This is a genomic window from Massilia endophytica, from assembly GCF_021165955.1.
GTDB lineage: Bacteria > Pseudomonadota > Gammaproteobacteria > Burkholderiales > Burkholderiaceae_D > Rugamonas > Rugamonas endophytica.
Map to the genome: position 1 here is coordinate 5323159 of NZ_CP088952.1, position 13811 is coordinate 5336969.

Sequence of the window (13811 nt, forward strand, 5' to 3'; positions counted from 1 at the left end):
ATGTTATCTTATATACTGTCCGCCTATGCCGAAGACACGCTGCTCCTGGGCCAACCCCGCCAACCCCCGCTACATTGCCTACCACGACAAGGAATGGGGCGTCCCCTGCCACGACGAACTGCGCCTGTTCGAAATGCTGAACCTGGAAGGCGCGCAGGCGGGCCTGAGCTGGGAAACGGTACTCAACAAGCGCGAGAGCTACCGCGAAGCCTTCGATGGGTGGGATGCACGCAGGATCGCGGCCTACGGTCCGGAGAAGGTGGCCGAGCTGCTGGCCAACCCCGGCATCGTGCGCAACCGGCTCAAGGTGGCGGCGGCCATCGGCAACGCCCAGGCCTGGCTGCGCCTGGTGGAAGAGGGCTCCTCGCTCGATGCGCTCCTCTGGTCCTACGTGGACGGCAAGCCAATCGACGGCCGCGTGGGCGCTCCGGGCGACCGGCCTGCAAAGACCGCGCTCTCCGACCGCATCTCGAAAGACCTGGCGAAGCGCGGCTTCAAGTTCGTGGGCTCCACCATCGTTTACGCCTATATGCAGGGCATCGGCATGGTCAACGACCATGACCTTGGCTGTTTCCGCCATGCAGAGTGCAAGCGCCTCGCTTAGAAAGGTGGTGCTCGACCTGGCGTTCGGCCAGGGCGAACACTTCGCGCGCGCCCGCAAGGAAAGAAGGGCCGATGAAACCTTGCACTACATTGCGCCCGCGCCATCCATGCCCCCACCCTGCGCCCCCGGCTGGCCCAGCGCCGTGCCGGGCATGCACCGCCTGCATCTCGATGGCGGCGCCGTCACGCTGGACCTGCTGATCGGCGACCAAGCCAGTGCGCTGGGAGAAATCGCCGCGCGCGCCGATCATTTCATTGTGGATGGGCCGGTGCCGCAACCGCGCCTTCTGGGGCGGCTTGCGGCGCCCGGCGCCACCCTTCAGGCGCGCTCGCCGGACGACGCAACGCTGCGCGCCCTGCGCAGCGCGGGCTTTGCCTGGCCGGAGCAGCAGGACGAGTGGCTGCATGCCGTCTACGCCAGCCGGCGCCCGCAGGCGCCTGCCGCTCCGCCGCCATCGCGCCGCGCCATCGTCGTCGGTGCAGGCCTGGCGGGCGCCGCGGCCTGCGAGCGCCTGTGCGCGCGCGGCTGGGAAGTCACCCTGGTCGAACGCCACGGGCAGGCCGCACAGGAGGCCTCCGGCAACCGCGCGGGCATCTTCATGCCCCTGCTGTCGAAGGACGACAATATTCCCACCCGCCTCACGCGCGCCGCCTACCTGTACGCCATGCGCCGCTGGCAGGCCCTGGGCGGCTTCGGTGGCGCAATGCAGGGCGCCCAGTGCGGCGTGCTGCAGCTGGCGCGGGACGCGGAACACGCGCAGCTGCAGGAGGAACTGGTGAAGCAGTGGAACTATCCGCCGGAGTTCGTGCGGTGGCTGGACCCGCAGGCCGCCAGCGCCGTTCTCGGTTCGGCCACGCCGTCCGGCGCATGGCTGTTCCCGCAAGGCGGATGGGCCAATCCCGCATCCATCTGCCGCGCCATGCTGGAAGCCTGCGGTGGGCGCCTGCAAAGGCGCTTCCATTCCGAAGCCGTGCGCATCGAAAGGCGCGGCGGCGAATGGGCTGTGCTGGATGCCGGAGGCCGCGTGCTCGCCCAGGCGCCGGACCTGGTTCTCGCCAACGGAGCCGGTGCGCTGGCGCTGCCGCCCACCGCTCCGCTTCCCCTGTATACCATGCGCGGACAGGTCACGCACCTGCCGGACCAGCGCTTCCCGGCCCTGCCCATGGTGGTGTGCCGCGAGGCGTACATGACGCCGCCTGTAGATGGCATCGTCAGCGTTGGCGCCACTTACGACAGCGACGGCGAGCGCGCACTGCGCGCGTCGAGCCAGGAAGAGAACCTGGCGCGCGCCGAAGAGATCCTCTCGCCAGGCCGCCTCGCGCCGCACCGGCTGGACGAAGCGCCGCTGGCGGGCCGGGTGGGCTTCCGCTGCATGGCGCCCGACCGCCTTCCATTGGCCGGAACGCTGCCCGACTACGGCGCGCACGGCAGGCCCGAACGCCTGCGCGATGTGCCGCGCCACCCGGGCCTGCATTGTCTTCTTGGCTACGCTTCCCGCGGCCTGATCTGGGCGCCCTTGATGGCCGAGCTGCTGGCCAGCCAGCTGGAAGGGGAGCCGCTGCCGCTCGAAGCGGGCCTTGCGGCCGCGCTCGACCCGGCCCGGTTTTTGTTAAAAGACCGGCGCCGGAGTGTGGCGGCCACGCCATAGGCGGCCCTGCGTGCGGCGGCTCCAGGCGCTATAATTGAGCTAACGAAACGTGCACAGGAGCAATACCCAAAATGGAAGACCAAGAACGCTCGCCCGAGCTCTTTCTGTTCCTGGCTTCGACCGTGCACGACATGAAGAACTCGATCAGCGTCCTCAGTGGCACGCTGGAGAATCTGCTGGTGCAGGAGCAGCCGAGCCCGGACCAGGCGCAGGCCTGGCCGCAGATGGCGCACATGCTGTACCAGACGCGCCGCCTGAACGACAACCTGATGCAGCTGCTTGCCCTCTACAAGGACCTGGGCAAGCCTACCTATCCCTTCGACCCGCGCCCCGTGCAGATCCGCGAACTGGTGCAGCAGGTGGCGGACCAGGAGCGCGTGCTGCTGCAGTCGAAGCAGATTGCGCTGGATACCGATTTCGATCCGCAGCTGATCGGCACCTTCGACGAAGACCTTGTGATCGGCGTGCTCGCCCATGCGGTCAACAACGCCGTGCGCTACACGCACGACCGCATCCGGCTGTCCGTCGAACAGAAGGACGACATGCTGGAGTTCCGCGTCGAGGACAACGGCGCGGGCTTTCCGCCCTCCATGCTGGAAGCCGGCGCCGCCGTCGGCAAGGGCGTCAACTTCCTTACCAACAGCAGCGGCCTGGGACTCTTCTTCTCCAGCGAAGTGGCCCGCATGCATCGCCACCGCCAGCGCACGGGCAGCATTGCCCTGGAAAATGGAGGCAAGCTGGGTGGCGGCTGCTTCGTTCTGCGCCTGCCATGAAAACCTCCGCTGCAAAGATCGGCGACATCACCGATGTCAACTGGGCCGAGAAACGCTACCTGATCGTCGACGACTTCGTCGGCATCCGCCAGCTGCTGCGCGAGTCGCTGCGCAATATCGGCGCCAAGCACATCGACCAGGCCTCGAGCGGCGGCGAAGCCATGACCCTGCTGGCGCGCACGCATTACGACGTGGTGCTGTGCGACTTCAACCTGGGCGAGGGCAAGAACGGCCAGCAGGTGCTGGAGGAGTGCAGGGCGCGCAACCTCATGATCCCGAGCAGCGTGTGGCTCACGGTGTCAGCCGAGAAGAGCGTGGAATCCGTGATGGGCGCGGCCGAACACCAGCCGGACGCCTACATCATCAAGCCCATTACCGAAGGCGTGCTGCTCACGCGCCTGAACCGCGTGTGGCACCGCAAGCAGATCTTCCGCGAGATCGACCGCGCCTACATCGAAAAGGACTACCTGCGCGCGGCCAAGCTGTGCGACGAGCAGATTGCCGAGAACAAGATTCACGAGCTGGACCTGCTGCGCATGAAGGCCAACCTGCTGATGAAGGCAGGCGAGCCCGATCAGGCGCGTGCCGTGTACGAGCGCGTGCTGGAAGAGCGCGAATACAATTGGGCCCGCACGGGCCTGGGCAAGATCCGCATGGCCAACGGCGACCTCGAGGCCGCGCGCCAGATGTTCCACAACGTGATGACGGAGAACCGCTACTACATCGACGCCTACGACCAGCTGGCGGCAGCCCTGCTCACAATGGGCGAATACGAGGAAGCCTGCGCGGTGCTCGAAAGCGCGGCCAAGCTCTCGCCCAATTCCGTGCAGCGGCAGCGCACCCTGGGCAATACGGCGCTCAGGGTGGGCAATATCGCGCTGGCCGAAAAGGCCTTCCGCAAGTCCATCCAGGTCGGCGAGTATTCCGTGTTCAAGACGGTGGATCCCTATTTCGGCCTGGCGCGCGTCTGCGGCCAGAAGGGCGACATCAAGGAGGCGCTGGCGCTGCTGGCCGTGGTGCGGCGCGACTTCCCGCACGACGTGGTGGAGCTGCGGTCCAAGATCATCGAGGGCCTGGTCTACCACGAAAGCGGCGACTACCGGCGTGCGCGCAAGGCGGGCGACGAGCTGGAAGAGATGCTCAAGGCCGACCCCGCGCGGCCGGATACGGCCACCTGCATGGAAATGGCGACCCTGCTGTTCGCCGTGGGTGTGAAGGAAGCACCGGTCGAGCTGCTGTGCCACGTCATCCGCAACAACCACGACAACCAGCTGCTGCTGGACGACGTGCAGAAGGTCTTCGAGCAGGCGCGCATGAGCGAAGAGGCCGAAGCGCTCATCGCCTCCTCGCGCCGCGAGGCGACGGAGGTCATGAACAAGGGCGTGCTGTTGTGGAAGACCGGCAAGCTAGCCGAGGCTGTGGAATGGATGCGCGAAGCGCGCCAGCGCCTGCCGGACAATATGCGTATCCTCTTCAACTCGGCGCAAATGCTGATCTCGCACATGCAGAAGCACGGCTACGACGAGGCCCTGATGATGGAAGCGAACAGTGTGCTGATGCACGTGGACCGCATCGCGCCGGGCCAGCAGCGCTTCGCCCAGCTGATCGAACAGCTGCAGCAGCTCCTGCCGGGGCGGGGCATCACCCCGGCTGCCGAAGACGGCGTGTTCTGAGGCTTACTGCTTCGGCGCCTTCGGCGTGCGCTTCGGCTTCGCTGGCGCCTCATCGGCCTTGGCGGGTTCGGGCTTCTTCACCGTATCCGCCGCCATCGCATTGTTCACGGCTTGCGTGAACTGCTCCTGCAGCATATTCCACCACGCGGCCGGATTGGCCATCTGGCCCGCCGCCGCGGCGGCAGGATCGGGCGCTTCGGTCTTGGCGGGGCCGTCCGCGCCATTCCCCGTTTCGCCCTGATGGAAGAAGGCCGAGGCGTAGGGATTGTTCTCGAACAGGGATTTGTCCGTCTTGCCCGGCTGCTGCATGGAGGCGGCGAAACTCTGCCCCATGGACTTGAGCGTGGCGATGGTATTGCGCTGCACTTCCAGCGCCTGGATGCTACTGCGCAGCATGGTGCCGTTCAGGTTGAGCCAGGCCTCGACCGCCTTCAGGTCGTTGATCTTCTTGTCCAGCTCGTCCACGGACAGCGTCGGCGTCGCAATGCCGGGCAGGCTCACGCCGGGCACGCCCATGCTGCCCCAAAGGTTCTTCACGAAGTCCAGCGTGTCCGTCATGACGGTCGCGCCAGGCATGGGGGGCATCTGTGGATTGCTCATGTCGGTCTCCGGTGGCGGGGCAAGCGCTTAGCGTAGCAGAAGGAGAGGCGTTACACTAGCGCCATGGCAATGGTCCCTTCCTCTTTCCGCGCCCGCCGCATCCTGGCCCTGGGCGCCATCACCGTAGCGCTGCATTACGCGACCATTGACTGGCTGGCCGGCCGCATCGGGGTTCAGCAAGCGGAGCAGCACCCCCTGCCGGTGGCGGCGCAGATCCGCATGACCCAGCCCGCACCGCCTGCGCCAGCCGCGCCGCCCGCGCCTGTGCCCGAGAAGCGCGCGGCCGCGCCCAAACCCAAGCCGGTGCGCAAGGCGGCTCCACCACCTGCGCCGGCGCCCGAGCCGGCGGAAGGCGACACGGGAAGCGCAGCCCTGGCGGCGGGAGCGCCGGAGGGCACGCCGGGTGCCGAAGCCGCCGCGGCCGAGTCCTCGGCGCCTGCCGAGCCGGCGCCGCAGGAGCAAGCTGGCGCTGCTCCCGCCGCGCCCCCGGTAAAATCCGCGCAGCCCAATGCGGCCGAACCGGGGCCGGACGGCGTGCGCCGCTTCAATGTCAACCTTCCGCCGTCTGCCGCGTTCGAACTGGAAGTGAAGCGCAAGGATGCCGATGGCACCAACTGGACCGGCGTGGCCGACATGCGCTGGGAAACGGACGGCAGCAGGTACAAGGTGGGCCTGGAAGTGGGCATCAGCATGCTGATCACGCGAATCAGCCTGCTCACGCTGAACAGCGAGGGCATTGTGGACGACAACGGCATCGCGCCGCTCACCATGATGGAGAAGCGCCGCAGCCGGTCCGCGACCAGGACGCACTTCAACCAGGACGAGAAGCGCATCACCTTCTCGGCCAGCACGGCCAGCGCGCAGCTGCTGCCGGGCGCGCAGGACAAGGCCACGGTGCCCTTCCAGCTGGCCGCCATCGGCCGCGCGGACGTGAACCAGTTCGCGGGCGATATCGACATCCAGGTGGGGGAGGACCGCAATGCCGCCATCTACCGCTTCCAGCTGGTGGGCGAAGAGGAGATCGAAACGAAGATGGGCAAGCTGGTGACGATGCGCCTGGCGCGCCCGCCGCGCCCCGGCAGTTATAACGCGCGCCTGGATATCTGGCTGGCGCCAGGCCTGGACTGGTATCCGGTCCAGATCAGGAATACGGAAGGCAGCGGCGCCGTGACCACGCAGACGGTGACGAAGATCGTGGCCGCGCCACAATAAGGAACAGCAGAATGACATTGACGAAAACCGCCGTACTCGCCGTACTGTGCCTGGGCACGGCCGCCATGGCCGCGGACCGGCACCCCTTCAGCCTTCCGCCGTCGGCGGACCTCAGTTATTCCGTGAAGGCCAGCACCCACGGCCTGCCTCTTAGCGGCACGGGCACCGTGAGCTGGCGCCAGGGCGACGGCAAATACTCGCTGCTCACCGAAGCGCGCTCCGGCCTGTTCGGCAAGGTGCTCGAACACCGCAGCGAGGGCAGCATCGACGAATACGGCCTGGCCCCGGCCACCTATTTCGAGAAGCGCATCCGCAAATCGGCCACCACCACCACCTTCCGGCGCGACGCGGGTGTGGTGGAATTCTCGGGCGGGGACAAGGAAGTCCCGCTCAAGGGCGGGGAGCAGGACCGCAGCAGTGCGCCCTGGCAGCTGGCCGCCATGGCCCGCAAGTCGCCGGAAAAGTTCAAGCCCGGCAGCGAGTGGTCCTTCATGGTGGCGGGCCGCCGCGACGCCGAGCCCTGGGTGTTCAAAGTTGTTGGTACGGAAACCCTCGAAACAGGCATGGGCGAGGTGAAAGCCCTGCATTTCAGCAAGGCGCCGCCCAAAAACAACAAGGGCCAGCAGGTGGACCTGTGGCTTGCCCCCTCCCTCGACTGGTATCCCGTGCGCATCCTCTTCATGGAGGAGGACGGGGATTCCTTCGACCAGCAACTGGAGAAAGTTGCAAAGAAGTAACACATTCGAGGCTGGGAATGGACCCGGAGCTGGTATACTGACGCCCCCGCCTGGCATCGTGAGATGATGTCAAACTTGCACCAGTCGGGCCAGCCTACCGGAGTCCAATGAACATCATGGCAAGCGCAGCAGCCGCTGCGGACCACAACCCGAGCGTGCAGGAGCAGCAGGACGCCCTGCAGGCGCACTTCCAGCCCCACATATCGGCAGACGAGATCGAGCAGGTATACCACCTGAAGCGCGCCCAGCCGTTGCTGCAGGTCTTTACCGCCCTGTTCCATGGCGGTTTCGAAGGCGTGCTGGTGCGTCTGCTCGTGCTGCGCGAACTGGCCAACGACCCGAGCGTGTCCGCCTTCTCCCGCGCGGACATCAACACCCGCCTGGCCTACCTGCTGCCCGAAAGCCTGGAAACGGTGCTGAACCGCCTGCGCTCGAACGGCCTGCTGGCCTGGGATGCGCAGCAGGGCGTCTACCGCGTGACGCCGATGGCGCGCAATGTGCTCTCCGCCATCGACGGCCTGCTGGCACTGGGCCAGGACGAGGACGAAGCCGACATGGGCTTCCTGCTGTCGCAGGTGGCGGGCGCCCAGGCCGTGGGCGGCATCACCGCCGAACAGCTGCAGCACCTGCTGGGCCGCCTGGTGGACCTGACCGAAGAATTCCGCGACGCGATTGCGTCCGGCTCCGAATTCCGCCTGCGCGAATCGCAGGCCAAGTGGCACCAGGCCTGCGACTGGGTGGAGAAGGGCAGCGAGATCCTGCGCGCCATCACCAGCGACGAGAATGCGGACAGCGCCACCCACCGCGCCGCCCAGGCCATCGGCCGCGCCCAGAGCGCGCTGCTGAACATGCAGGGCATGTTCTCGCGCGCCCTGAACCAGATCGAGCGCCAGCGCGTGCACCTCGGCCAGTCCGGCCTCTCCACCACCGACATCAAGCGCTGGCTGCTGGCGCATGAAGACCTGGCCTCCCTGGCGGAAGACGCCATCGACCAGCCGGTGAAGCCCCTCTTCATCACGCCCGCCGAAATGATCGACGTGGCGGAGACCGAGCTGCTGGCCGAACGCGCGGGCGCCATCGGCAACGGCCTGCCTGCGGGCCAGGACGCGCCCACCACCATCAACGACACGCCCGCCATGCAGAAGGAACTGGACGACTGGCTTGCCCGCCTCTCGGACTTCGCAAACCTGAACAACTTCCCCAGCATCGCCGAGGAGTCGCCGAAAGAGATTCCGGTGCACGACTCGCTGCTGCCCGCGAGCTTCGCCGTGGCGTCCTACCGCGCCTCGCTGCTGCCGCTGCTGGGCGATGCCGCCGAGGCAAGCCTGCAAGGCGCCACCGCCGAACTGGCGCGCCTGCCTCTCACCTTTACGCCGAGCGACACCATGGTCAAGCTGCCCGATCTCGAAGTGGCCGCCATGAGCATGGCCTCCCTCTCACTGAACCTGGAAAGCGGCAAGGCCGATGAATGACGATTCCCAAATCCTGATCGCGCGTCTGCTCACGCACCAGACGCTGCGCCGCGACGACAAGCTCGTGAAGCGCGCCCTGTCGGACGAGCAGTTCCGCGCCGAAGTGGACGCGCGCCTGCTGGCCACCGGCATGAAGCTGCTCGACAATGTCTATGCCGACCACGTGACCCTGGCCCTGCACCGCGCCATCGAACCGAAGATCTTCGGCGCGCGCGACGTATGGCAGAACAATAACTTCGGCCTGGCCCGCGACGGCGTGGCCCTGCTCGTGGTGCTGTGGGCGCTCATCATCCTGCCCAAGCGCGAGCGCCAGGAAACCCACCAGCAGGCCGAGGACGACCAGAACGACATGTTCGGCAAGGAGAAGCCCGTGCCGCGTGCCGAGGACACCTCCATCGGCATTCCCTACAAGGCGCTGCTGGCCGACTTCGGCGACAAGCTGGGCAAGAAGACCCGCCTGGACATGAACCTCGGCATCCTCTCGCGCCTGGGCTTCATCGAACGCCGCGGCGACATCCTGCTCGAAGGCCCGCTATTGGACCTGCTGATGGATACCGACCTGCTGAAGGAGCGCATCATCAACGGCGCCCTGGCCGACGTGTTCAAGCGCGCGCCCGCGCAGGTCGTGCACATTCCGCGCGCCGTGCTGGCCGAAGCCGCCGCCGCCAACGATGCCGCCGACACCGAAGGCGAGCCGTCCACCGAACCCCCGACCGAAGGCTGATCCATGTTCCATATCAAATCGCTCGAACTGGTCCACTGGGATTACTGGCAGCGCATCAAGAATATTCCTCTCGATGCGAAGATCATCACCATCGCCGGCCAGAACGGCAGCGGCAAGACCACGCTGCTGGACGCGCTGCGCACCCTGTTCGGCCTGGACTGCTCGATGGGCCGCACCTACAAGCACTATGCGCGCCACTCCGGCCAGCAGACGGCATGGCTGCGCGCCGTGGTGGACAACCGCGCCGTGGGCAAGCAGCTCTCCAACCGCCCCTTCCGCAGCAGCGGCTTCTTCGCCGACGATGAAGTGACCCTGTTCTGCCAGATCCAGAAGAACGGCGGCGACTGGAAGCGCCAGTACCTCATGCGGCCGGGGAATATCGAGATCGAGGAAGTGACCGAAGCCACCGACTGGCTGGGCGTGGAGAACTACCGCAAGCGCCTCGCCAATGCAGGCCTCTCGCCCGCGATGGCGAAAGTGCTGGCGCTGGAGCAGGGCGAAACGGACAAGCTGTGCGAATACGCCCCGCGCCAGTTGCTGGACCTCGTGTTCCAGGTCTTCGGCGACAAGGAGGTGCTGGACGCCTACGACGAAGCCAAGCGCCACCAGCGCGACACGGAAGAAGAGCTGAAGCGCTTCGAGGCGGAGCTGGAATCGTCCAGGACCAACCTGGAAGGCCTGCGCCTGCGCGTGGCCAACTACCACCAGTGGGAAACGCTGCACAAGGAACGCCGCAACCTGCAGGAGGAAGTGCTGCCTTCCCTCGAATACCATGAGGCGCGCGAGAAGGCCAACAACACCAGCCGCCAGCTGCGCGAAGCGCGCAAGCCCCTGGCCCAGGCCGACCAGCTGCTGGACGAAAAGCGCAAGGAAGTGGCGCGCCAGGCCAAGGCCCTGAAGGATGCGCAGGAACAGGAAACCCTGCTGGAGCAGGAATCCACGGCCCTGCAAAGCCGCCTGTCGCAACTGAACGCGAAACTGAAGCCGCTGGACAGCCTGATCGAACAGAAGGCCCGCCTGCAGAAGCTCGCCGCCGAATCCGGCGCGGACATCGCGGACGTGGCCAAGCAGCTGGAAGAGAAGGAAGCCGAGCTGGCGAAGCTGCGCGCGGCGCGCGACGCCGTGTCCACCCGCATCGCGGGCGACAAGGCCACCATCTCCGCGCTGCAAGGCAAGACCTCCATGCCGGAGCCGGACAACGTGCGCGCCATGCGCCGCGCCTTGAACGACGCGAACATTCCGCACGCCATGCTGTCGGATATCGTGGAAGTCACCGATCCGAAATGGCAGGGCGCCGTTGAAGGCGTGCTGGGAGGCTACGCCTCCGTGGTGCTGCTGGAACGCGCCAGCGATGCCTCCGCCGCCTACCGCCTGGCCGAGAAGGAGCGCTACCGCCACTTCATCGTGCCGGAACTGGTCACCGCACACCAGCCGAAGAACCAGAGCCTGCTGTCCATCGTCCGTTTCAGCGCCAAGGCGCCGGAATGGCTGATCGACCAGCTGGCGCGCATCACGCGTGTGGAATCGGTGGAAGAAGGCGCGAAGCTCGGCAACATCGAAGAGTGGATCACGCCGGACGCCTACCACAAGGAGCGCCGCGGCGGCCGTTCGCTGTTCGTGGAGGCCTCGCGCTACCGCTTCGGCTCCGCAGGCCGTACCCAGCGTATGGATGCGATCCAGAAGAACCTGCCCGCGCTGGAAGCGGAAGAAGACAAGCTCACTCTCCAGATCAGCAAGCTGGCCTCCGAGACCAGCGCGCTGAAGGCCCGCGTGGCCGGTGTGGACGCTGTGAAGGAACTCACCGCCCGCGCCGACGAATTCGACGAAGCGGCGCGCGCCGCCGTGCCGCTGCGCGCCGAGCGCACGGAAGTCGGCAGCCGCCTGGGCGAGCTGCAAGGCCTCATGAAGAACGCCACGGTGAACCGCACCCGTTCCGATACCACCTGGCAGAACGCCCGCATGGCGCTGTCGGAATCCGAAGCGGGCATGCGCCTGAACTACAAGAAGCAGCTGGAGCAGCGCAGCGACCATGCGCGCGCTCTGCTGGCGCTGCGCCGCCAGTGGCGCCACCTCCCGGGTGCATGGAAGCGTCCCGCACGGCGCTCCGCGCTGGTGGAGCAGCACCAGAATGCCCACCAGGTGGACCTGCGCATCGCCAGCCTTCAAACCAGCCTGGCGCGCGACGACTGGGAGCTGGATGCCACGGTCATCGACCAGTACCAGCGCCTGAACGACCAGCTCGCGAGCCGCAAGTCCGAGACCGAGGAGCGCCGCTACCAGAACAACCGCGCCATCGAGGCGACGGCCAACGCGCGCGGCGCCTATATCGAACGCCTGCGCTACACGATCAAGACCTACACGGCCAACATCAAGGAGCTGGGCCAGCTGGCGAACATCGAAGTGCATGCGGACCCGGTGAAGCTGGAGAACGATGACCTGCTGCTGGCGCAGGCTGGCCTGCACGTGCGCTTCAAGTTCGACGGCAAGGGCCCCATCGGCCTGAACGACGGCGAAGCATCGGGCGGGCAGCAGGTGATGAAATCCCTCGTTCTGCTGATTGGCCTGCTCAAGTCGGAAGATGGCTCCGGCGGCTTCGTGTTCATCGACGAACCTTTCGCCCACCTGGACATCCGCAATATCCAGCTGGTCGGCGAGTTCCTCAAGAACACCGAGGCGCAGTACCTCATGACGACGCCGCTCACCCACAACACCGACGTCTACGATCCTTCCGAACTTACGCTCATCACGAGCAAGAAAAAGAAGGATACCCAGTGGGCGCAGCCGATCTTCGTGCTGCAGCGCCGCCAGCCGCAGGCAGCATGACGCGCCCTTCGCGGGCCCCGTGAGCTATCATGGGGAACCGCGAAGGAGCCATCATGGACGATCTGCATTTCGGCAGTACCGGACAGACTTTCCTCATCACCGGCGCGACCGGCTTCATCGGAACGCAGCTGGTCAAGGCGCTGCTGCAGGACGGGCAGAGCGTGCGGGTTCTCAGCCGCGATCCGGCCAGGGCGGAGCGGCACCTGGGCAGCCAGGTCAGCTGCGTGCGCAGCATGGCCGATATTCCACCTTCAGAACACATCGACGTCGTCGTCAACCTGGCGGGCGCGCGCATTCTCGGGCCGCGCTGGTCCTCTGCGCGAAAATGCCTGCTGCGTGCGAGCCGCGTAGGAGTGACCCAGGCCGTAGTGGGCTGGATCGCGCAGGCCGAGCGCAAGCCGCGGCTGATGATTTCGGCGTCGGCCATCGGCTACTACGGTATCCAGCCCCAGGGCAGCAGCGCGGCGCTGGATGAACACAGCCCGCCGCAGCCCATCTTCATGTCCCAGCTGTGCCGGGACTGGGAGGAGGCGGCGCGGGCGGCGGCGCCGCAGGGTGTGCAGGTCGCATGTACCCGCTTCGGCATGGTACTGGGCCACGGCGGCGCCTTGCCGCTGATGCTGCTGCCCGTTCGCCTGGGCGCAGGCGGCCCGCTGGGAAGCGGAAGGCAGCGCCTGTCCTGGATTCATCTGGAGGATCTGCTGCGGGCCATGGCCTGGCTTTCCCGGCTCAGTATGGACGGCGACGTATCCGGCGCATGGAACTTCACGGCGCCCGAATGTCCCACGCAGGCTGAATTTGTGCAGGCGGCGGCGCGCGAGGCGCACAGGCCCAGCATTCTGCCTACGCCCGCATTTCCCGTTCGGCTGCTGTTGGGAGAGCAGGCGGACCTGCTGCTGGAAGGCCAGAACGTGGCGCCCGTACGGCTGCTGGCGGAAGGATTCAGCTTCCGCCATCCCACCGTGCAGGACGCCCTGCACAGCCTGATGTAATTACTCCAGCCCGGGCATGGGCGGCTGGGCGCGGCGCCAGCGCAGCATGCCGATGGAATAGTAGGCGAAATAACCCGCGAGCAGGCCGAAGCTCGCCATCGTGAGCGGGTGCAGCAGCACCATCTCGCGCGTGAGCGGCTTGGGGAAGTCGGACTGGCGGTTCATGTACAGCTCGATGCCGATGGAGAGGATGCGTGCCGCGAACAGCAGGCAGATCACCATCCCGAAGCGGGCGTTGGGCGTGAAGAAATAGCGTATGCCGTGAGTCTCGATGCGGGTCTTGGACAGTGCGTAGCGCCCCATCCAGCCGCCCGCCAGCACGCCCGCGCCGAGGCAGGAGAGGGCGAGCACATCGCGGAAGGTGGCGATGGCCGAGATAAGCACCAGCAGCGGAAAGCCCGCTGCACCGACCCAATGCTTCCACATCAGCGACTCCTGGCGCGCAAACAGCGGCCTCAGGCGCGAATAGATGCGCCACACGAGCAGGGGGATCAGGACAAGGAGGGCGAGGGTGGTCAGTTCCATGGTGCACCGGTCAATATCGATTCTCAAT

12 protein-coding genes are annotated in these 13811 nt (G+C 66.5%); 10 read left to right on the forward strand and 2 right to left on the reverse strand.

Annotated features, from left to right (window positions below):
• Window positions 1-25 precede the first annotated feature (25 nt).
• The 4 genes from LSQ66_RS24395 (at window position 26) to LSQ66_RS24410 (ending at window position 4698) form a co-directional block, all read left to right on the forward strand.
• A complete protein-coding gene (locus LSQ66_RS24395) occupies window positions 26-604 on the forward strand; it encodes a DNA-3-methyladenine glycosylase I (protein WP_231767741.1) in 579 nt (192 codons plus the stop codon).
• A complete protein-coding gene (gene mnmC, locus LSQ66_RS24400) occupies window positions 579-2252 on the forward strand; it encodes an FAD-dependent 5-carboxymethylaminomethyl-2-thiouridine(34) oxidoreductase MnmC (protein WP_231767742.1) in 1674 nt (557 codons plus the stop codon). Before LSQ66_RS24395 ends, mnmC begins: the two co-directional genes overlap by 26 nt.
• 71 nt (window positions 2253-2323) lie before the next feature.
• Window positions 2324-3025 (forward strand): sensor histidine kinase, encoded by a 702-nt coding sequence (locus tag LSQ66_RS24405; RefSeq protein ID WP_231767743.1) that lies wholly within the window; start codon window positions 2324-2326, stop codon window positions 3023-3025.
• Entirely contained in the window at window positions 3022-4698 is a 1677-nt protein-coding gene (locus tag LSQ66_RS24410; protein WP_231767744.1) for a tetratricopeptide repeat-containing response regulator, read from the forward strand. Before LSQ66_RS24405 ends, LSQ66_RS24410 begins: the two co-directional genes overlap by 4 nt.
• 3 nt (window positions 4699-4701) lie before the next feature.
• Here LSQ66_RS24410 and LSQ66_RS24415 read toward each other — a convergent pair whose 3' ends face one another.
• Window positions 4702-5298: a PhaM family polyhydroxyalkanoate granule multifunctional regulatory protein gene (locus tag LSQ66_RS24415; protein ID WP_231767745.1), complete on the reverse strand. Its 597-nt coding sequence runs from the start codon at window positions 5296-5298 to the stop codon at window positions 4702-4704.
• 63 nt (window positions 5299-5361) lie between these two features.
• Between LSQ66_RS24415 and LSQ66_RS24420 the strand changes: the two genes are divergently transcribed.
• From LSQ66_RS24420 to LSQ66_RS24445, 6 genes are all read left to right on the forward strand, one after another.
• Window positions 5362-6510, forward strand: coding sequence for a DUF3108 domain-containing protein (locus tag LSQ66_RS24420; RefSeq protein ID WP_231767746.1), 1149 nt, complete (start codon window positions 5362-5364; stop codon window positions 6508-6510).
• 11 nt (window positions 6511-6521) lie between these two features.
• Window positions 6522-7247, forward strand: coding sequence for a DUF3108 domain-containing protein (locus LSQ66_RS24425; protein WP_231767747.1), 726 nt, complete (start codon window positions 6522-6524; stop codon window positions 7245-7247).
• A 116-nt stretch (window positions 7248-7363) separates the two neighbouring features.
• Window positions 7364-8719, forward strand: coding sequence for a hypothetical protein (locus LSQ66_RS24430; protein ID WP_231770195.1), 1356 nt, complete (start codon window positions 7364-7366; stop codon window positions 8717-8719).
• Window positions 8712-9443, forward strand: coding sequence for a hypothetical protein (locus tag LSQ66_RS24435; protein ID WP_231767748.1), 732 nt, complete (start codon window positions 8712-8714; stop codon window positions 9441-9443). Before LSQ66_RS24430 ends, LSQ66_RS24435 begins: the two co-directional genes overlap by 8 nt.
• A 3-nt stretch (window positions 9444-9446) precedes the next feature.
• On the forward strand, window positions 9447-12266 hold the full coding sequence (locus tag LSQ66_RS24440) for an ATP-binding protein (protein ID WP_231767749.1): 2820 nt from the start codon (window positions 9447-9449) through the stop codon (window positions 12264-12266).
• A gap of 53 nt (window positions 12267-12319) precedes the next feature.
• Window positions 12320-13258 carry a TIGR01777 family oxidoreductase gene (locus LSQ66_RS24445; RefSeq protein WP_231767750.1) on the forward strand — a complete coding sequence of 313 codons (939 nt, stop codon included), beginning with the start codon at window positions 12320-12322 and terminating at the stop codon, window positions 13256-13258.
• Here LSQ66_RS24445 and LSQ66_RS24450 read toward each other — a convergent pair whose 3' ends face one another.
• Window positions 13259-13783, reverse strand: coding sequence for a hypothetical protein (locus tag LSQ66_RS24450; protein ID WP_231767751.1), 525 nt, complete (start codon window positions 13781-13783; stop codon window positions 13259-13261). It abuts the gene before it with no gap.
• Window positions 13784-13811: the final 28 nt, after the last annotated feature.

Coding starts and splice junctions, on each gene's coding strand:
- LSQ66_RS24395 (WP_231767741.1), top strand. CDS start 26: ATGCCGAAGACACGCTGCTCCTGGGCCAACCCCGCCAACCCCCGCTAC.
- mnmC (WP_231767742.1), top strand. CDS start 579: ATGCAGAGTGCAAGCGCCTCGCTTAGAAAGGTGGTGCTCGACCTGGCG.
- LSQ66_RS24405 (WP_231767743.1), top strand. CDS start 2,324: ATGGAAGACCAAGAACGCTCGCCCGAGCTCTTTCTGTTCCTGGCTTCG.
- LSQ66_RS24410 (WP_231767744.1), top strand. CDS start 3,022: ATGAAAACCTCCGCTGCAAAGATCGGCGACATCACCGATGTCAACTGG.
- LSQ66_RS24415 (WP_231767745.1), bottom strand. CDS start 5,298: ATGAGCAATCCACAGATGCCCCCCATGCCTGGCGCGACCGTCATGACG.
- LSQ66_RS24420 (WP_231767746.1), top strand. CDS start 5,362: ATGGCAATGGTCCCTTCCTCTTTCCGCGCCCGCCGCATCCTGGCCCTG.
- LSQ66_RS24425 (WP_231767747.1), top strand. CDS start 6,522: ATGACATTGACGAAAACCGCCGTACTCGCCGTACTGTGCCTGGGCACG.
- LSQ66_RS24430 (WP_231770195.1), top strand. CDS start 7,364: ATGGCAAGCGCAGCAGCCGCTGCGGACCACAACCCGAGCGTGCAGGAG.
- LSQ66_RS24435 (WP_231767748.1), top strand. CDS start 8,712: ATGAATGACGATTCCCAAATCCTGATCGCGCGTCTGCTCACGCACCAG.
- LSQ66_RS24440 (WP_231767749.1), top strand. CDS start 9,447: ATGTTCCATATCAAATCGCTCGAACTGGTCCACTGGGATTACTGGCAG.
- LSQ66_RS24445 (WP_231767750.1), top strand. CDS start 12,320: ATGGACGATCTGCATTTCGGCAGTACCGGACAGACTTTCCTCATCACC.
- LSQ66_RS24450 (WP_231767751.1), bottom strand. CDS start 13,783: ATGGAACTGACCACCCTCGCCCTCCTTGTCCTGATCCCCCTGCTCGTG.